The sequence below is a fragment of the Arthrobacter sp. MYb227 genome (assembly GCF_002975435.1).
GTDB lineage: Bacteria > Actinomycetota > Actinomycetes > Actinomycetales > Micrococcaceae > Paeniglutamicibacter.
In genome coordinates, this window is record NZ_PCPT01000001.1 from 116,524 (window position 1) to 135,927 (window position 19,404).

General features: G+C 54.8%; 15 protein-coding genes. 6 read left to right on the forward strand and 9 right to left on the reverse strand.

From position 1 onward, the window contains the following. Positions 1-117: 117 nt before the first annotated feature. Together CQ018_RS00595 and CQ018_RS00600 are read left to right on the forward strand one after the other, a co-directional pair. Positions 118-615: a GrpB family protein gene (locus CQ018_RS00595; RefSeq protein ID WP_181149674.1), complete on the forward strand. Its 498-nt coding sequence runs from the start codon at positions 118-120 to the stop codon at positions 613-615. A 268-nt stretch (positions 616-883) separates the two neighbouring features. Beyond that, on the forward strand, positions 884-1,357 hold the full coding sequence (locus tag CQ018_RS00600; RefSeq protein ID WP_105548046.1) for a DUF1990 family protein: 474 nt from the start codon (positions 884-886) through the stop codon (positions 1,355-1,357). 69 nt (positions 1,358-1,426) lie between these two features. On the opposite strand, the gene cydD is transcribed toward CQ018_RS00600, so the two are convergent. The 3 genes from cydD to CQ018_RS00615 all read right to left on the reverse strand — a co-directional run bounded on the left by cydD (position 1,427) and on the right by CQ018_RS00615 (position 7,474). Then, positions 1,427-4,759, reverse strand: coding sequence for a thiol reductant ABC exporter subunit CydD (gene cydD / locus CQ018_RS00605; protein ID WP_105548047.1), 3,333 nt, complete (start codon positions 4,757-4,759; stop codon positions 1,427-1,429). A gap of 87 nt (positions 4,760-4,846) precedes the next feature. Next, a complete protein-coding gene (cydB, locus tag CQ018_RS00610; protein WP_105548048.1) occupies positions 4,847-5,869 on the reverse strand; it encodes a cytochrome d ubiquinol oxidase subunit II in 1,023 nt (340 codons plus the stop codon). 27 nt (positions 5,870-5,896) lie between these two features. Next, positions 5,897-7,474: a cytochrome ubiquinol oxidase subunit I gene (locus tag CQ018_RS00615; protein WP_105548645.1), complete on the reverse strand. Its 1,578-nt coding sequence runs from the start codon at positions 7,472-7,474 to the stop codon at positions 5,897-5,899. A gap of 201 nt (positions 7,475-7,675) precedes the next feature. Here CQ018_RS00615 and CQ018_RS00620 point away from each other — a divergent pair, with 201 nt between their 5' ends. Beyond that, on the forward strand, positions 7,676-8,050 hold the full coding sequence (locus CQ018_RS00620; RefSeq protein WP_105548049.1) for a BlaI/MecI/CopY family transcriptional regulator: 375 nt from the start codon (positions 7,676-7,678) through the stop codon (positions 8,048-8,050). Positions 8,051-8,074: 24 nt separating this feature from the next. Further along, positions 8,075-9,034, forward strand: a complete 960-nt coding sequence (locus CQ018_RS00625; RefSeq protein ID WP_105548050.1) for a M56 family metallopeptidase — start codon at positions 8,075-8,077, stop codon at positions 9,032-9,034. 65 nt (positions 9,035-9,099) lie between these two features. On the opposite strand, the gene CQ018_RS20400 is transcribed toward CQ018_RS00625, so the two are convergent. Both CQ018_RS20400 and CQ018_RS00630 read right to left on the reverse strand, forming a co-directional pair. Continuing rightward, positions 9,100-9,222, reverse strand: coding sequence for a hypothetical protein (locus CQ018_RS20400; RefSeq protein WP_258142349.1), 123 nt, complete (start codon positions 9,220-9,222; stop codon positions 9,100-9,102). A 269-nt stretch (positions 9,223-9,491) separates the two neighbouring features. Then, a complete protein-coding gene (locus tag CQ018_RS00630) occupies positions 9,492-11,597 on the reverse strand; it encodes a type IIA DNA topoisomerase subunit B (RefSeq protein WP_105548051.1) in 2,106 nt (701 codons plus the stop codon). Between the two features lie 200 nt (positions 11,598-11,797). On the opposite strand from CQ018_RS00630, the gene CQ018_RS00635 reads away from it, so the two are divergent. Beyond that, a complete protein-coding gene (locus tag CQ018_RS00635) occupies positions 11,798-12,022 on the forward strand; it encodes a hypothetical protein (RefSeq protein WP_105548052.1) in 225 nt (74 codons plus the stop codon). A gap of 194 nt (positions 12,023-12,216) precedes the next feature. On the opposite strand, the gene CQ018_RS00640 is transcribed toward CQ018_RS00635, so the two are convergent. The 4 genes from CQ018_RS00640 to CQ018_RS00655 all read right to left on the reverse strand — a co-directional run bounded on the left by CQ018_RS00640 (position 12,217) and on the right by CQ018_RS00655 (position 17,271). Beyond that, entirely contained in the window at positions 12,217-13,416 is a 1,200-nt protein-coding gene (locus CQ018_RS00640) for an RNA polymerase sigma factor (protein WP_105548053.1), read from the reverse strand. Positions 13,417-13,712: 296 nt separating this feature from the next. Then, positions 13,713-14,870, reverse strand: coding sequence for a DUF4192 domain-containing protein (locus tag CQ018_RS00645; protein WP_181149675.1), 1,158 nt, complete (start codon positions 14,868-14,870; stop codon positions 13,713-13,715). Between the two features lie 122 nt (positions 14,871-14,992). Continuing rightward, entirely contained in the window at positions 14,993-16,336 is a 1,344-nt protein-coding gene (locus CQ018_RS00650) for a nitrate/nitrite transporter (protein WP_258142350.1), read from the reverse strand. Beyond that, positions 16,336-17,271, reverse strand: a complete 936-nt coding sequence (locus CQ018_RS00655) for a proteasome assembly chaperone family protein (protein WP_105548055.1) — start codon at positions 17,269-17,271, stop codon at positions 16,336-16,338. Before CQ018_RS00655 ends, CQ018_RS00650 begins: the two co-directional genes overlap by 1 nt. Positions 17,272-17,650: 379 nt before the next feature. On the opposite strand from CQ018_RS00655, the gene CQ018_RS00660 reads away from it, so the two are divergent. Continuing rightward, positions 17,651-19,165, forward strand: coding sequence for a leucyl aminopeptidase (locus CQ018_RS00660; RefSeq protein ID WP_105548647.1), 1,515 nt, complete (start codon positions 17,651-17,653; stop codon positions 19,163-19,165). Positions 19,166-19,404: the final 239 nt, after the last annotated feature.

Genomic DNA, 19,404 nt, shown 5'->3' on the forward strand with positions numbered 1-19,404 from the left:
GCGGTTTTCAACACTCAGTTTTCGAGACACTCGTGTGAATACTTGGTAGCCGGGTTGTATCGGGTACCCCACGTTAATAAATCTGTCTCACAAGGCCATACATGCAATGCTAAAACCATGCCCCCTGCACAAAATGTTGTCCTCGTTCCAAGCCGATACGAAGAGTGGGCCGAGCTGGCACGCTCGATGATTACAACGTTGGAGGAACAAATACCCGATGCAGTGTTCGAACATATTGGTTCAACTTCGGTGCCGCAGTTACCTGCCAAGCCAGTGGTTGATCTCATGATCGGTGTGGAACCAGGAAGAATTTTGGAGGTTGCAAACCTGTTGGCCACCGTCGGGTTTGACCTCGAAGGTAAGTATGCACATCACAGCTGGCTGAGCTCCCCTTCACGTACGAACCGAGTATTTATCGTGCACGTGTTGGAAAAGTCGGGAACGGCATGGAATCGGCGAATCGTGTTTCGCGACTTATTACGCACCGATGATCAGGCACGGAATAAATATCTTGCCACTAAAGTTTCAGCTGCCGAAGCGACCGATAATTGGGATGACTATACCCAATCTAAGACTTCGGTGGTTATGGGGCTCTTAGAAGAAATTGGTCAATAAGCATTTGGTTGGAGATTTTGCCCGTTGAAGTTCCCCAGATGTCTCATGGGCGTGTGGTGCGTATGAGCAATGCTCGTACTAGGCAGAATTCGTACCTCATCTAGGAAGCTCGAACATGTCGTGGGGATCTTGTTACCGCCTTTGCTTGGGCCCGGCTCAAACCGACACGATTACCAAATCACTACTATTTTGATGGCTATGATCTGAACAGACCAACGCCGCATACTATGGCTACTGGCTCTAGCCAATGAGCTGAGGAGAAAGACCAATGACAAGCCCCGAGCTTCCCCTCTGGCCACTGCGTAGTGGTCCGCACCGGCAGTCAGAAGTTTCTGCGGTTATTGGATCCGGCGATGCGCTGTGGGAGCGAGCTGCTAGCGATGTGCTTTGTTGGAAAGTGAAAACATCTAGCGGTTTTAGAGTTAGTTCTTCGGCCACGGTCCAAGTCGGCGATAGGATCGAGGTTTATGCCGGGGCGCTTGGTATTCGAGTTGTAGAGCCCGTTGAAGTCCTCCAAGTTATCAAGACGCCAGATCGCGTGGGATTCTCCTATGGAACATTGCCCGGACATCCGGTTACCGGTGAAGAAGCATTTATTGTGGAGCGGTTCGGTAACGAAGTCAGACTGACGATCCGATCACTGACCAGTCCAAGCCCACAACAGCCTTGGCGCGCAATATTTCCCCTGCTCTTGGTGATTCAAAAGATTGTGCGCCGCAGATACTTACGGTCCTTGTCCTAAATAGGTTTGGCTGGCCCTATTTTCTTTCAGGCCAGCCAAACCGCAGGTAATACGCAACCGTACTGAGCGCTATGCTCCGATCAAGACCTTCTTCATATCCGCAAGATCAACGGTGCTATCGGCGAGCGCCGCAACTGCAGCATCATGGGTCACGATCACTACCGCACAATCCTTGAGTGCGACACGTAGGTCTGCAATCAGCTCGATTGCTTCATCGGCCCCGAGATGAGCTGTTGGCTCGTCAAGGAGCAGTACCTTGGAGCGGGCAACCAATGCTCGGGCAACTGCGAGTCGTTGGCGTTGTCCACCCGATAAGTGGTGTCCGCCCGAACCGATGCGCTCGTCGAGGCCCAAAGGCAGTGCTGCGTACCAGTCCCCCAATCCAACTTGGTTGATGACTGCGCATAGTTCGGTGTCGCTTGGTTGATCATCGAGGTTTCGGCCAAGTCCAAGGTTTGACCGAATGCTTGAGTCAAAGAGGTGTGCCTCTTGTGGGCACCACGAAATAGTTGCTAGGTCATCGTCCTGAGCCGCTGCCCATTCCCCTGTACCGAGTTTGATCTGCAGCGTGCCTGATTGTGGAGGCAAGGCACCGAGGAAGGTGGCGAGCATTGTCGATTTGCCCGACCCAGATTCTCCGGTGATTCCTACCCATGTACCGGATTCGACCGCGACGTGTGCGTTTCCAAAAACCGAGGTGTCCTGTGTCCAGCCCGCTGTAACGTTCTCCAACCTGATTGACACCGGTGTTTCGGTTTTCTCGACTGGTGTGGTTGCGGTGGTAGTTCCCTGTTCGGTGTTTTCGGCTTCTTCGAGATTGACCCAAACACGCTTGAGCACGTCATCGAGCTGTGGAAGCTGCTGCACCGAGGTGGCAGTGTTCGCGATGGGCTCCCCCAGAGCTAATAGCAACAGCCCGGCAACCGCAGCTGGTTCCCCCGCCCCGGTGGTTACTACTACTGCCATAACTGCGGCAAGGGCTGAGAGTAGTGCTGCTCCACCTTGGGCTAGCCCTGCTCCACGTGCCGAGGCACGCAATACGGCTGTGGCTTTGGCATCTTCTCGAGCGAAGACGCTAAGTGCTGTATCTAGGGCGTTGTTGGCGCGCAGGTCATTTGCGGCTCGTAGCAAGGTGGGGACTCTAAAGCCTAACCAGATCCGGTGCTCGCTCACCGCAATGGTTGCCCGCTTTTCAACAGCCAAGACCGCCAGGGGAAGCACCACGAGCGAAAGTACACCAAGTACTAAGGCAATCCAGAGTGCTTGCGGTGCCCAGAAGCCAATACCTATGGTGATAACAATCCAGGTAGCCACTCCCGCTACGGGCGGAACCAGCACGCGCGGTACCGCGTCGCGTACTTCATCAACCTCTGCGACGAGGTGACCCAATGCCGCACCCGAGCGGGTGATCTTTCCCCACATCTTCGGTTGGGCAACCAACGATTCCCAGAGTCGTTGGCGTAGGTTTCCGGAGAATCGGAGCACCGCGTCATGCACGCGAAGTTGTTCGGCATAGCGAAGTACCGAGCGGCCAACGCCGAAGGCGCGTACCCCCACGACTGCGACCATCAAGTGAAGCATGGGCGGTTGGTGGCTAGCTGTAACGATCAGCCACCCGGAGATTCCTGTGAGTCCCACTCCGAAGAGCGCCGAGAGCGTGGCAAGGAGTAGTCCTAGGCCCATACCACCGCGGAACCACGGCAGCGAACGCAAAATGGACCAGTGCGCAAGGGAACGTTTTCCAACTGGCCGCTGAGTTTCCTGTCCAGGGCTGGCTTCAATGCTAGAAATGTCGTTGGTCAGTGCCTGCGCCGAGGCGGTAGCTGCGGTGTTGGTGTGTTCTGTTCTTAGTGTTTTTGCCAAGGTACGATCATGTGTGGCAACGAGCAGTGCGTAGCGAGTGCTCAGGTCTTTCAATGCCGTGCGGATCTTGGTTGCCGATACTTCATCGAGGTGAGCCGTTGGCTCATCGGCAAGGACGAGTTTCAGCTGTGGGTCCACGGCCGCTCGGGCCAGAACTCTGGCGACCGCGACCCTACGCAGTTCGCCGGGGCTGCAATCTACAAGATTCCGTTCAAGTAAATGAACTATGTTCGCGTCGCTAGCGATCTGGAAGAGCTTCTGCGCGTTCAATGCCCCACCGGCGTGCAAGGCAATTTCTTCGCTAACGCTCTGTTCTGTGAATTGTGGGTGCTGGGAGATCCAGCCAACGCATTGATCCTTGACCAAAATCTGGCCCTGAATATTTTCTTTGTTGAGCTGGCCTAGTACGGCATGTAATAGTGTGCTTTTGCCGGTACCGCTTGCTCCATCAAGAATGTAGGTTTCACCGTGTGCCAGTGTCAGGTTCAGTTCGCTAATAACAGGTTCTGCACGGTCTTGATGACGAACCCTGAGATTACGAATCTCCAGCACGTTGGAACTATTGAGCGTGAAATCGGCGTGCTGTGGCTGAGTCTGCTGATGTGAGCCAATGATGGTTTCGCTACGTTCAAGTGCTTCGACGCCATCTTCTGATGCGTGGTAAGCGGCGCCAAGTTCTCGAAGTGGTAGGTAGGCTTCGGGAGCTAGGATCAACGCCAGCAAGCCCGCCTCGAGTCCCATGTGTCCGTAGACCAGTCGTACACCAATGAATACGGCAACAACTGCCACGGAAATCGTTGCAATAAGTTCCAAGGCCAAGCCGGATAGAAACGCGGTGCGCAAAGTTTTCATGGTGCCCTGGCGGTAATCTTCCGAGACCTTGACCAGGGCTTGCCCCTTGCCCTTGGCTCTACGCAAACCAATGAGTGCTGGTAGTCCCTGGGCTAGTTCCAGCAATTGGTTCGAAAGCTTATCGAGCCCCGCGGCAGCTGCCTTGACGCGCTCTACCGTATGTAAGCCAATCAGGATCATGAAGATGGGCACCAGTGGCAAGGTCAGCACAATGATCAGTGCCGAGACCCAGTCAGCTACCAAAACTCGAATGACGATCATCACCGGGATGATCGTTGCCGAAACTACTGCCGGAAGATACTTGGTGTAGTAGTTATCAAGCCCGTCTAGTCCACGACTTGCAAGTGCTGCCAAGGCACCGTGTTCCGGGCGGCCTTGTTCTGCAGTACCCGAGCCCTGCATGCCGGCTTCCATCAGACGCCCACGTAGGGTTTCCTTGGCACCGAGCCCTGCTCGCTGAGCAGCAAATTGGGTTCCCCAGACGGCCCCCGCACGTAAAAGCACGCCGCTGAGTCCAAGGACCAGTACACGCCGAACCTCGAGGTTCCCGGTTGCCGCAAGTTGTGAAATGCCGGTCGCCAGGGCATCGGCTATTAGCATCAGCCCAATGGCTTTGATTGCTGCTAGGCCGGCAAGCAGGGCAAGAACTGTCCGGGATCCGGTCCCTGCGGGAAGTACGGGTTTCATGAAGAATTTTGTTCTTTCATTTTGGCCCGCGTATCCGGGCAAACTTCCCGATACCCCGGTGGGGGGGGTATCGGGAAGTCATTGCAATTAGACGATTGACTGAACTACGTGCGCTTCTGGAATATGCGATTCCTTGATGCGCTTACGGAACACCCAATAGGACCATGACTGGTAGGCAAGAACCATGGGTACACCGAATGCGGCAACAATACTCATGAGTTTGAGCGTGTATGGCGTGGAGGATGCGTTGAACACCGTGAGGTTGTATGCCGCATCAATCGTGGAGGGCAGGACGTTCGGGTAGGCGGCAATGAAGATTGTCGCAACACCGGCAATCAGGAACACTCCGAGGGCTATAAAGGTGCGCACTTCTCGATTCTTCGTTGCTGCCTTCCATGCGAAGAGCAAGACGATCACTGCCAAGGCCAATGGAATCAGGGCGATTCCCGAGGCGTTGAGAATGACCACGGCGATGGCCCAGCCTGCCAACGGGAGCAGTGCTACAGGTAGCCAGCGTGCCAGCAATTTACCAGCCCGAACTCGGATATCACCATCTGTTTTCAGGGTGAGGAAGGCAAGCGCATGGATCAGGCAGAAGGCTACTACGCCAAGGCCACCGAGTACCGCGTACATATTAAACCAGGAGAATGCTCCACCAACACGGTCTCCATTGGCATTCAGCGGAAGGCCGGTGGTGCTCAAAGCGAGCATTGCACCAACACCGAATGCTGCAACGAATGAGCCAAGTGCGATGGCCCAGTCCCAGAAGTTCCGGGCGGCTTCGGTGCGGGACTTACCGCGGTATTCGAAAGAAACTGCGCGGAAGATCAGCGCGATCAACACCAGTACCAACGGAACGTAGAGTGCCGAGAACAGCGATGCGTACCAGTAAGGGAAAGCGGCAAAGGTTGCACCGCCCGCCGTCAGAAGCCAGACTTCGTTGCCGTCCCAGACCGGGCCAACGGTGTTGAGTAGGACTCGACGTTGTTTGTCGTTTTTTGCAAAGGTCTTCATAAGCATTCCGACGCCAAGGTCGAAACCCTCAAGGAAGAGGTAGCCGATCCAGAGTACGGCAATCAGGATGAACCACAGAGTGGGTAAGAAATCCACGTTTATTCCTCTCTTGAATCAGTGTCGTTAGTAAGCGAAGGAGAGCACGTCATCGTCTTTTTTGTGCTTATCGTCGGGATGTTCGGTGAGTTCTGGCATAGCTGATCCAACACCGCCACGGATGTAGCGGGTCAATAGGACGACCTCGACCACCAGCAGTACCGCGTAAACAAGCGTCAGTGCGATCAATGAGAAGAGCATCTCCCCCGCGCTGACTCCTGGGGAGACTGCGGCTGCTGTGTACATGAAGACTTGATCAATACCTTCAAAGCTGGGATTTGGTGCCACCACGAAGGGTTGACGTCCCATCTCGGTGAAGATCCAGCCTGCGGAGTTTGCCCCAAAGGGCGCGAGCATTCCAAAAAGGGCAAGGCGTGAGAGCCATTTGCTCTGCGGCACCGTTCCCTTGCGTGTCAGCCATAGGGCAACTCCCGCGGCTACCGCGGAGAGACCACCTAGGGTGATCATCAGACGGAACCCCCAGTAGGTGACGGCCATAACCGGTACATAGTCGATTTCTGTTCCGGCCCGGTCGCCATACATGGGGTCATTCGGAATATGGGTTCCGTATTTTTCCTGGTACTCAGGAACCAGGGTATTGACACCCTTGATTTCTGTAGTGAAATCATTGTGTGCCAAGAATGAAAGCAGGCCTGGAAGCTCCCAGACGGCAACCATGTCATCGCAGGTGGTTTTCCCCGGTGAGCTCAGATCACCAATGGAAAGGACAGAGAAGCCGGTGCCGTCATGGCAGGCGGCTTCGGCTGCGGCCATTTTCATTGGCTGCTGTTCAAACATGAGTTGTGCTTGGGCATGACCGGAGAAGGCGACGCCCAGGAAAGATACGAGTGCTACTGCCGAACCAATGCGCAGGGATTTGATCCAGACGTTGTAATCGGTCTTATCGCGATTTTTACCCAACGTAGCGCTCTCACCAATGATGACTCGACCGTTTGCATCAACGCTGTCGATCCCTGCACTGCGACGCTTGTAAAGGTGATACCAGGAGATGCCAAGCAGGAATCCGCCGGCCACCGCGAAGGCGCCAAAGATGGTGTGTGGGAAGGTAACCATTGCTGTGTTATTTGTAAACACGGCCCAGGCGTCGGTCATGACGGCGCGGCCGTCAACGATTTCGGTTCCGACCGGGTGCTGCATCCAGGAGTTGGCTACCAAAATGAAGTATGCCGACAGCGTGGCTGCAAGTGTTGCGCACCAAATGGTTGCCAGGTGGACGCGCTTGGGTAGCCGGTCCCAACCGAAGATCCATAATCCCAGGAAGGTAGATTCGACGAAGAACGCCAGCAAGGCTTCCATGGCAAGTGGTGCACCAAAGACGTCACCAACAAAGCGACTGTATTCACTCCAGGCCATACCGAATTGGAATTCTTGGACGATGCCCGTGGCGACACCCATGATGAAGTTAATGAGGAAAAGCTTTCCCCAGAACTTGGTCATGCGGAGGTATTCATCCTTGCCAGTCCGGTGCCAGGCTGTTTGCATCACCGCCACCACTATTCCCAGACCGATGGTCAGGGGAACCATGAGGAAGTGATAAACGGTGGTGATGCCAAATTGCCATCTGGCTATTTCGAGCGGGTCCACGACCGACCTTTCAACCATCATCAGTCCGGAACGTCCGGACCTGAGATCCAACTTCTACGTCTCGTAGAAGTTCATTTCTACCCACTGTAGAACATTTTCCTCAAACACTGTAAACTTGGGTTAGCGAAAGGTTCGAAACACCTGACGCCGAACACTGCGCATCATGCCGTGTTCATGTTTCGAATGTGTTAGGAAATTAGATTGGCCACTCTTGGCGACCTTGAACGATCAGTAATGGATCTTCTTTGGGACTCGGTACCCCCCCTCACGGCCAACGAACTACGCGATAAGCTCGCCGAACCCGGTGACGTCGCAGGTAAAGAACTTGCAGTGACCACGGTTCTCACCGTCCTTGCACGTTTAGAAAAAAAGGGCCTCGTTGCCCGCGAACGCGATATTCGTCCACACCGCTACACCTCGGTTACTAGCCGTGAAGAACACACAGTTGCTCTCATGAATGAAGCACTTGGCACCGTCTTGGATCGCGAAGCAGTGCTGGCACGATTCATTGGCGGCATATCCGCCGAAGAAGCGCAGTCATTGCGTCAACTTCTAGACTCGCCGCACAACGCCTAAGCGCTCCCCTAACGGCCGAGCGCGGTGCTGCTGACCTCATACATCTTGGCGGGCTTGGCCATCTTATTGGCATGGCCTATACCCGTCATGCTTTCGCGTGCCCGCTGGAGCACGCGTTCGCCATTTGCGGCAATGATTCTCTGGCAGTCGATCGCACTGGCAGGTGGCCTGTCGATGATCGGCGCACTGCTTTTTTGGGGGTTGAACCCCATGGGCAATACGCTCATCTCCTCGTTGATCTCGGGCGTAAAGCTCGTACTAGGTGACCCGAACGTCAATTCCCCAGGAACCGTACACATCTTTGCCTTGAGTACAGCGGCATTGCTGGGATTTCACCTGGTGCTGACATTGATTCGGGCGGCATGGCGAATTACCAGACAACGAGCCAAACACCGGCACATCCTCTCCCTCCTTTCGGAGAAATCCCCCACCGACCCAACAACGTTAGTTTTGGATCATGAAACGCCGGTAGCATACTGTTTGCCAAGTTTCAGTGGCTCTGTCACCGTTCTATCCCGTGGCCTCGTTAAACAACTGACCGAAGACGAGTTACGTGCGGTCATGGCCCACGAACGCGCCCACCTCGATCAGCGGCACGATCTATTGTTGCTGGCCTTTACCTCCTGGAATGATGCACTGCCTTGGCTCCCAACCTCAAAATTGTCCTTGGCTGCGGTTCAGGAGCTAGTCGAAATGCTTGCCGACGATGCCGCCTTACGCGAAGTTGAACCAAAGACGCTTTTGCGGGCCTTATTGACCGTGGCAACCGGGGCGCTTGGCGCACCCGCCACACCCAATGCCGCACTGCCCCCGGAGGGAGCCCCGGGAGGCCCCACCGAGGAGTTGTCATCACGCAGGCTCAAGCGCTTACTCACCGTTCAACCACAACTCGGTGGTGGCCTGCGCGCCACGATTATCGCAGGCGCCTTGTTCTTAATAGCTCTTCCTACCACGCTGGTTATTGTCCCCGGATTCTTTGAGTAGCCGCTAACTTCACTGCCGCGACACAGAATAGTTGCGAACCAACCGCGAACGACTCAAACGCAGTCTCAGTATTCGGCTCCGGAATCGAAGAATACCGATAATCCGCCGGAGAGCAAGAAGCCGCCCAAAAGAACTATGGCTACGGTAATGCATGAAATGGTCACAACCATTTTCTTATGCTCGGTCATTTGTTCCTTCTTATTTATTCTGCTGGATCATTTTTTGTACTCAAACGCGTACGACTAGCGGTTCCGCATGGTGCTTTCTCGGTACGTTCGAAGGGCATACCCAAGAAGCGTACTCAATACCCACGAGCACCGCTTATTTCATTCGTTCCTCTACGTTTCGCTGAGGCTTCCTCCACGAGTTAAAGCCTCGCCAGGATTTGTTTGAAACACTAAAGGTGTGGCAGATTTTCATCAGAAAACCTGCCACACCTTTAGTATTTTTCTAGAACCTAAGCGTCAATCCGGTCTCGTTCCAGCCCTTCGGCACCGGCGATAATGAATTCCTTACGTGGAGCCACGTCCGAGCCCATAAGCAAATCAAAAACACGCTCGGCACTTTCCGCTTGAGCCAGCCCCACACGACGCAGGGTGCGGTGACGCGGATCCATAGTGGTCTCAGCCAGCTGATCGGCATCCATCTCACCAAGACCCTTATAACGCTGCAATGGCTCCTTATAACGCTTCCCTGCAGCCGCAAGGGCATCAAGCACCTGATGCATCTCCGCTTCCGAGTAGGTGTAGATCATCTCGTTCGCTTTAGCTCCCGGGTTGATCACTTCAATACGATGCAATGGTGGCACCGCGGCATACACGCGGCCATGTTCAATCATCGGGCGCATGTACCGGAAGAACAAAGTGAGAAGCAGGGTACGAATATGTGCACCATCGACGTCGGCATCGGTCATCAGCACCACTTTGCCGTAACGAGCCGCCGAAATATCAAAGCTACGTCCCGATCCGGCACCAATCACCTGAATCATTGCCGCGCATTCGGCGTTCGAAAGCATATCGGCAACCGAAGCCTTCTGTACGTTCAGGATCTTGCCACGAATAGGCAGCAACGCTTGGAAGTCCGAGGAGCGCGCAAGCTTTGCAGTACCCAGGGCGCTGTCACCCTCGACGATAAATAGTTCGGAACGCGCAACATCATTGCTACGGCAATCTGCAAGCTTCGTTGGAAGCGATGAAGTCTCCAGCGCGTTCTTACGGCGCTGGGTTTCCTTATGCACGCGTGCCGAAACTCGCGACTTCATTTCGCTGACAATTTTTTCAAGTAGCATCGCTGCCTGAGTCTTGTCCCCGCGCGTTGTTGCATTGAGCTGCGCAGTGAGTGCCTTTTCAACAACCTTAGAAACAATTTGGCGCACCGCGGAGGTTCCCAAAATTTCCTTGGTCTGGCCTTCAAATTGCGGTTCGGCAAGGCGTACAGTAAGTACGGCTGTCAGCCCGGCGCTCACATCGTCTTTTTCGATCTTGTCATTACCGACCTTGAGCTTACGAGAGTTAGCTTCGATGACCTTGCGGAAAGTTTTGAGCAAAGCCTGCTCAAAACCCGTCTGGTGGGTTCCGCCCTTGGGCGTGGAAATAATGTTGACGAAGGTGCGCACACTGGTTTCATAACCAATTCCCCAGCGCAGGGCTAGGTCAACATCGCAGACTCGTTCAACGTCGGTAATCTTACTGTGACCTGATTCATCGATCACTGGAACCGATTCCTTGAACGTTCCCGAGCCATGGAAACGCCAAATGTCGGTTACTGCAGCATCGTTGGAAAGATACTCGACAAATTCGGAGATTCCACCATCGTGGTGGAATACCTCTTCAAAGCTTCCCTCGGCGCCTTCGGTATCGGGCAGTCGACGCTCATCACGCAGGGTAATTTTCAGCCCCGGCACCAAGAACGAGGTCTGCCGAGCACGGGTCTGCAGCTCGGTATAGGAAAATTTGGCATCCGGGGTGAAAATCTGGCGGTCAGCCCAGTAACGCACGCGCGTACCTGTAACTCCACGTTTGGCCTTACCCACAACATCAAGTACCGAAGCATCGGAGAACGGTTCAAAGGGTGCATCCGGTGTCGGCTTACCCGCATCCTTGAAACGTCCTGGCTCACCGCGACGGAACTGCATTCCATAGGTTTTGCCGCCGCGGTCCACCTGAACCTCAAGTCTGGAGGATAGTGCGTTCACTACCGAGGCACCAACACCGTGGAGTCCACCGGAAGCCGTGTAGGAGCCGCCACCAAATTTGCCACCGGCGTGAAGCTTGGTGAAAACCACCTCAACACCAGATAATCCGGTCTTGGGTTCGATATCTACGGGAATACCGCGACCGTCATCGTGAATTTCCACGGAGCCATCCGGATGCAAAATAATATTGATGCTCTGCCCATGACCGGCTAGGGCCTCGTCAACAGAGTTATCAATAATCTCCCACAGGCAGTGCATGAGTCCACGCGAGTCGGTGGAGCCGATGTACATGCCTGGGCGCTTGCGAACCGCCTCGAGACCCTCTAGGACAGAGAGGTGTCGAGCGTTGTAGTCATTGGTGATGGCCACGGTTTTAGTACTCCTCAAAAACGTCGGAACGACGCTATCCACAATAGTGCCCATCCCTGTCAATTCGCGTTTCGTAGCCCGTCAATGAGCCACAGCTCACCTGCCATGGGGCTACGCGGTGAGCGAAAGAGCGGATATTGGCGAAGAAAAACGGCAAATTACTGGTTGTATTAGGTACACATCAAAAGAAGGAGGTCATCATGACATCGACAACGGTAACCCGACAGTTGAATGCTCTCGATCGTTGCGACCGCTGCGGAGCACAAGCCTTTGTGCGTGCGGTACTGGAGACCTCCGGAGGCGAACTATTCTTCTGCGGTCACCATGCTCGCGCAGTTGAAGCAAAACTTCGCCCCTTGACCATTGAATGGCAAGACGAGACGGCTCGACTTTACGAAAAGCCTGTCTACGACGACGAGGACTAATCAGCGTCTTTAGCGGTAGTACCCGTTTCACCACTAAAGACTGTGTAGCAAAACAGGTTGGGCTCCGGCGAAAATCGCCGGAGCCCAACCTGTTTAATGCCTACGAATACCGCTGGGCTTAATGCGAAAACGCCGGTTGGGGATTTCCACATAATTGTTTGGAAACCACCAACCGGCGTTTTGGGTTTTAACTCTTAGTCGAGGTAGTCACGCAAGACCTGTGAGCGCGACGGGTGGCGCAGCTTCGACATGGTCTTTGATTCAATCTGGCGAATACGTTCACGGGTAACACCGTAAACCTTGCCAATCTCATCCAAGGTCTTGGGCTGACCATCGGTCAAACCAAAGCGCATTGCTACAACGCCAGCCTCGCGCTCGGAGAGCGTATCGAGAACCGAATGAAGTTGTTCCTGCAACAAGGTAAAGGAAACCGCATCCGCCGGAACTACTGCTTCGGAGTCTTCAATCAGGTCACCGAATTCCGAGTCTCCGTCCTCACCCAGCGGGGTGTGTAGGGAGATTGGCTCGCGACCGTACTTCTGGACCTCGACAACCTTTTCCGGGGTCATGTCCAATTCCTTGGCCAATTCTTCCGGGGTTGGTTCGCGACCCAAGTCCTGCAACATCTGGCGCTGGACGCGTGCAAGCTTGTTGATAACCTCAACCATGTGTACCGGAATACGAATGGTACGAGCCTGGTCGGCCATCGCACGGGTAATTGCCTGACGGATCCACCAAGTTGCGTAGGTGGAGAACTTAAAGCCCTTGGTGTAGTCGAACTTCTCAACTGCACGGATCAGGCCAAGGTTGCCTTCCTGGATCAAGTCAAGGAAGAGCATGCCACGCCCGGTGTAGCGCTTTGCAAGCGATACAACGAGTCGGAGGTTGGCTTCAAGAAGGTGGTTCTTGGCGATCTTTCCATCATGGATGATCTGCTCATAGTCCCAGCGCAAGCGCTTTTCCATCTTGCCGTCGTCAGCCATGAGCTTCTCATTGGCAAATAGACCAGCTTCGATGCGAAGCGCAAGATCGACTTCCTGCTCTGCATTAAGCAGAGCAACCTTACCGATCTGCTTCAGGTAGTCCTTGACCGGGTCTGCTGTGGCACCGGCGACCATGACCTGCTGCTGCGGGGCATCGTCTTCGTCTGCCGTGAGCACGAAGCCCTTGGAGTTTTCGTCACGCTTAGGTGCCGCCGGAGTCTCGTCAGCATCCTCGTCCAAGTCTGCTTCTTCGACTTCGGTCTCAACATCGGCCTTGACAGCCTTGGCACGGGACTTGGCCGGAGCCTTTTTTGCCGGAGCCTTCTTTGCAGGGGCCGCCTTGGCAGCCACTACCTTTGCCTCGGCAGCGTCCTCAGCCTGGCTATTGGTGGTCGTCTCAGAAGATGACACGAAATACCTTTCTCACGGTTCGTCCGCGATGCCACCTACCGGTAACACCACTATGACCCTGTCAAGTCCGCGTCCCACCTTTGAAGGCGAGTCGAGAAAAGAGGGTCTGCGTAATAGAACGCCCTAATCCCGCCATTTGTTCCCTTACGAGTTATCGAAGGGTACTGCCGCTAAGCAATGGATCACGAACCCAACCGGGTCTGCTGCTTAATAGTGTCTCACGTTTCACCGGCCGCAACTTGCACACACGGGCATTTTTGCCAAGAGATTTACCCGACAAAGCACTGTGTTTTCCGTCAAGCGCTCATTTGCCCGTCGAGTTTGCGATGCCAAGCCTTCACCGGATCCGCGACCCACAGTGGCATTTCCCCGGTTTCAAGTAGTCTCATGAGTAGTTGTGCCAAGCGATACTCGTTGTCAATCCGCAGTGCGGCCCTGAACAAGGCAAGCGCACTACTACCACGACCCTTGGCCCATTCAATCCATCCCAATAGACACAGCAGGGCAGCATGATCCGTACCCGCAGCAATACCTAACAGATCCCGGCAGATATACCAGAGCCGTTCCAAGCGTTCCCAATCTGGGCAGAGCTGCGAGGTTCCCAACAAGAACTCCGAGAAGTCTTGTGAAGCCTCACCGAATTCCGTGGCACGCAGGATCTCGTCCATAGCCGTAAATGCCGATTTCTCGCCCCGCCCTGCTAGATACGGGAGCAAATCACGCAATGTCTTATCGTGCAAAGAGGCAAGTAATGCTGCCGAAAGAGAGGCTTGGAAACGAATCTTCTTCTCCGCAATGGCTGGATCATCGCCGAGCAGATCGGCCCAAGAGGCAATCAAGGACTCCCTGCCGCCAAGCTCCGAAATTCCTTCAAGCTTCGCCTGAATCCCGTCCCGGATTATGTCCTTGTTCTCCCAGTCCTGCACTCCTCCCCCATCCCAAAGCTGGGTTGCGGGTGCCGAACCCGCCAACACCATGCGTAGGTGAGTTTCGGTCAAGGCAAGATCGGGAAGTGGGAAGCCTTCTGTGGGGCAGCATCTGGCGTCCATACAGAAATAGCTGTGCCAACGTTTGGTACCAACGTGCCAACCATCGCGCACTTTGAGCCCAGAAGCGGAGAAACTCGCTGCCAGATTTTTGAGCAATTCACCACGTGGTGGCCACTGTTGCGCATCGATCTGGGTAGCTCCGGTGTAAAACACAATGAACAATCCATCGGCGCGGGGAACCTTTTGAACGAGGTTTAGCATTTGGCGAACCCATAATTCTTCTTCAGACTTGCCGTGGCTGGCCAGGGGAAGGTCCACACGCAGGGTTGCACACAGTCCGGCTTGTTGCAGGATCAGTAGGACCACCGAATTGCGTGGATAGAACCCCAAGGCATGGGGAATGTAGGCGAGCACCTCGTCGGGGGTTGCCATGGAAAAATTAGGTGCGGAGGCTGAAGTAGTCATGTATCCGAGCATGCTTCGGTCGCGGGTCTAGATCTTGGTGCCCGCGACGGGCTGTGGATTCTCGAAAGCCCATACCGCAGCGAGCTAGCTGTGTGGGAAAGTCTCAGCGTGGCAAGACGCAATTATGCGTTGTCGTCCTCAATCGCATCCATATGATCAGGCTGAGCACTTTCGCCGCCCTGCGTGTCACGTGATTCCTGAGCCAAGGCAGCCTTTTTCTTACGCGCCTTGCTACGGGTAATGATCATGCCTGTAACACCGATGAGCATCACCAAAAATTGAAAGGATAGGGCAATTCTGAAGGCATCCAAGGTGTAGAGTTCGGTTCCCTGCCCGGCCATCTGTTGCTGCATATCCATCAGCCATCCAATGACGTATACAGAGACCAGCGCGGCCAAGAACCCGCCAACATTCACAATTCCTGTGGCGGTGCCTATGACGTGTGGAGGATTAAACGTTCTAACAAAATCGAACCCAATCATTGAAGCCGGCCCACCCACTGCCATGCATACGATCAGAATAGTCAGCATCCATACCGGGGTCTGACCGGGCCACAGAATAACTATCAGCCAGGTTGCAGCAATGGCACCAATAATCCCGAAGGCAATATTAGACCGTTGATTCGGGTAGCGGGCAACAGAGGCCCCAAGAATTGGTCCACAGACAATCGCAACGACGACAAAGATTGAAAGCAACCCGGAAGCCATGGTTGGGGAGACACCCTGGCCAGAAACCAAGAATGGGTATCCCCAGGTAAGCAAGAAAACGTTCACGGTGAACTGCGTGGTGAAGTGAGTCCAAAATCCCAATCGGGTACCGGGTTCTTTCCATGCCTGGGAAAGTAGGACCTTCACTTTGTGTGGGGCGGCCTTGGGCTTATCATTTTTCGGACCGTCGCTCACCAAAACCAGGGTCATGACCAACGCGAGCACAGAAAGCGCCGCGAGGCTAAGAAACGCTGGGGTCCAACTCCACAGGTGGAGTAGTGCAACAAAGGGAATGAGCGAAAGCAATTGACCCAGTTGACCCACCATGCCAGTGACCTGAGTGAGCATGGGAATTCGATAGCCGGAGAACCAATTGGGTAGCAACCTAATGACCGATACAAAGGTCATGGCATCCCCGGCACCAACAAAGAAACGCCCAACTAATCCGGCACTTACCGATCCGGCCATGGCAAGCAAGAGCTGCCCAATGATCATTAGCACGGCTCCGCCGGCAATCATTCTTCGAGGTCCCCACCGGTCAACAAGGATCCCTACGGGAATCTGCAGCCCGGCGTAAACCACGAGTTGCACCACGGAAAATGTGGCAAGGATAGAAGCTGTGGCGCTGAATCGTTCGGTAGCTTCAAGGCCAGCCACTCCAAAACTAGTGCGCTGAGTGACGGCGATGAGGTAGGCCCCAACGCTTGCACCCCAAACCAGCCAGGATCGTGCGGAATCCAGATGGGTCGATGCGTGCACTAGGAATCGGAAACGGCGGAACCGCCCTGATCATCCATTCCCGACAGGAAAGCTTCAACGGCGTTGGCTAACTCTTCCCCATCCGGAACTTCCGCGTCAATGCTTACCAAGAGGGAGCGACGCTCGGTCTCCGGGACGTGCTGATCAAAACGTGTCTCAAAATTTTCAACCATTTTTTGTACGTCGGGATTGCCCGATACCTGCTCCGCGATCTGGCTTTCAAGCCGACGACCCGCCTCCCGTAAACGGTCGGTAGGTAGCCCAAGTTCCATTGCGGCACCCACATATTCAAGGGCGCCTACCGCAACGTTCGGGTATTCAGCTTCGGAGAGGTAATGCGGAACGTGCATTGAGTAACCAACAGCATCATTGCCACGTTCGCTGAGTCGAATTTCAAGCAGGTTGACAAAGCTTGCCGGAAGTTCTGCAGTTGGCGCCCAACTAGAAATTCCTTCAACTAGGTCGGCGCGGTTACCGTGTGCAGTCACTCCCATGGGACGGGTATGTGGAACCGGCATTGGCATGGCCCCGAAGGAAACCGTGAGCTTTACATTGAATGCTTCAACGAGGGCTGTGATGGCACGAGTGACGCGTTCCCAGGCAAGATCAGGTTCCGGGCCGGTAAGGAAAAAGAAATCTTGATCCAGCCCATCGGTGAGCAAGTAGAGCTCGAGGCTCGGTGGCTGGTAAGCAGCAAAATGATCACCAAGGAATGAAATTTGCGGTCGGCGCTCGCGATAGTTGATCAATTGATCGGTGTCGAACGAGGCAATTAGGCGAGGGTTTAGCGAATCCAGGAGTTCGGTGCGCACTTGGGAGACCACATGCCCGGCATCAGCGTGTCCACGCATGCCAACGAGCAGATCCAGTCCTTGAAGTTTCGGTGCATCGAGATCGATGTCTTCAAACCTGATCAAGGATTGATAATCAAGCATTGCCGCTGCTCCTTTCAGGTTGCTGCCTAGCACCACCACACTCAGTAGCTGAGTTCTTAGCCCCCGTTACCTCGTGGGCAACAGTAAATTAAGCTCAAGCGTTGTTGGTGGCTGGGGAATTATTCCCTCTTGCCGGGTTTTCTACCGGCTACAGAAGGTTCAACCAACAGCAGGCGTGGTTTCTTCCCGTACGGCTTTCAATTCTAGGCCGTCTTGTCCCCAAATGCTGTGTGTGCTCCGTCTCAGGGATACGATCGATGAAGACCAATCAGTATTTGGTGTGCCCCAAACGGGCACTACCGGTACCGAAGAAGTTCGCCGGGGTGCAGCAAAACCCAAGATGCTCACCCACAAAATCTACAGAAACAGGAATCGTTCCGTGATCAACTCAAGCGATCTCAAGCTGACAGCCGTTTCCACAGACATCAAGCGCATCGGTGCAGACGCACTTGTCCTTGGTGTAGTGAAGGGCACCGATGGCCCCCAGCTGGTTGCCTCGCCCTTCAGCCCCAAGCTGACCGAATCGCTGCAGGCAACCCTCGCCCTACTCAATGCCACCGGCGCAGCCGATGAGCTGACCCGCCTTCCGGCAACAGATGAATCAAAGGCAACATTCCTTGCCTTTGTGGGCTTGGGTGCCTTCGAAGAAGCAACAATCACTGAGGAAGCATTGCGCCGCGGCGCCGGTGCGGCAACGCGTCAGCTCGCCGGAAACGCTACTGTGATCTTCGCGCTACCAACAGCAACCGTCGCACAGACCGGCGCAGTCGCCGAAGGCATCGCCATCGCAGCCTACGATTTCTCTAACCACCGCTCCACCCCAGCCAAGAAGCTGCCGCTGAGCGAAGGCATCATCGCAACGGCCGCCTCCGCGGACAAGGATCTGCCCGCAGCAATGAAGCGTGCAGCAGTACTTGGCCGCGCGGTCCGCGCAACCCGCGACCTTGTCAACACCGCCCCGAATGTTTTGTTCCCCGAGTCATTTGCCACTGCGGTGAAGGATTCGGTCAAGGGTTTGCCGTTGAAGGTCACGGTGCTCGATGACAAGAAGCTCGAAAAGGATGGCTACGGCGGTCTGATCGGTGTTGGTCGCGGTTCGGACCGTGGGCCACGTTTGGTCAAGGTCGAGTACTCCCCCGCCAAGGCCGCCAAGCACCTGGCCCTTGTGGGCAAGGGCATTACCTTTGATACCGGCGGCATCTCCATCAAGCCCGCGGCTGGCATGCACGCCATGAAGAACGATATGGCCGGTGCTGCAACGGTTCACCAGGCAATCGTTGCCATCTCCGAGCTTGGCCTACCAATCAAGGTCACTGCGTGGCTCTGCCTTGCAGAAAACATGCCAGGTGGCGGCTCCACCCGTCCGGGCGATGTCATCACCATGTTTGGTGGCAAGACCGTTGAGGTACTGAACACTGATGCCGAGGGTCGCTTGGTCATGGCAGATGGCCTAGTGGCAGCAAGTGCCGAGAAGCCGGATGCAATCATCGACGTGGCAACCTTGACCGGTGCACAGGTAGTGGCTTTGGGTACCCGCACCGCTGGCATCATGGGCGATGACACCCTGCGTGATGCTGTTGTAGCGGCCGCGGAGCGCGCCGGCGAAACAACCTGGGCTATGCCTATCCCCGAAGAACTGCGTCCGAGCTTGGACTCACAGGTCGCAGATCTTGCCAATATTGGTGAGCGCATGGGCGGCATGATGACGGCCGCAGCGTTCCTCGATGAATTCGTTGGCGAAGCCGATGGCGTAAAAATTCCGTGGGCCCACATGGATATTGCGGGTCCGGCCTTCAACGAAGGCGCACCTTATGGTTACACGCACAAGAATGCTACTGGCGCATCCGTACGCACACTGGTGGCATTGGCAGAGGACATGGTCAGCGCAAAGTAGCACTCTTTATACCTTAATACCCCTGACGCTTTTCTACTCTTTGTAGTAGAAAAGCGCGCGGATACGCGGTGGCGGCACATTTGATACCCAAAGGCGCCGCTACCGCTGTGCATCCGGTCACAACCGCATGCAATCTGCCACACCTCATGTGGCCGAGTGCGATTTGGGGGGCTAAGGTAATTCTGATAGATCACTAGTAATACAGTTTTTTGTGTCTCGTTATCCGGGACTTGAGAAAC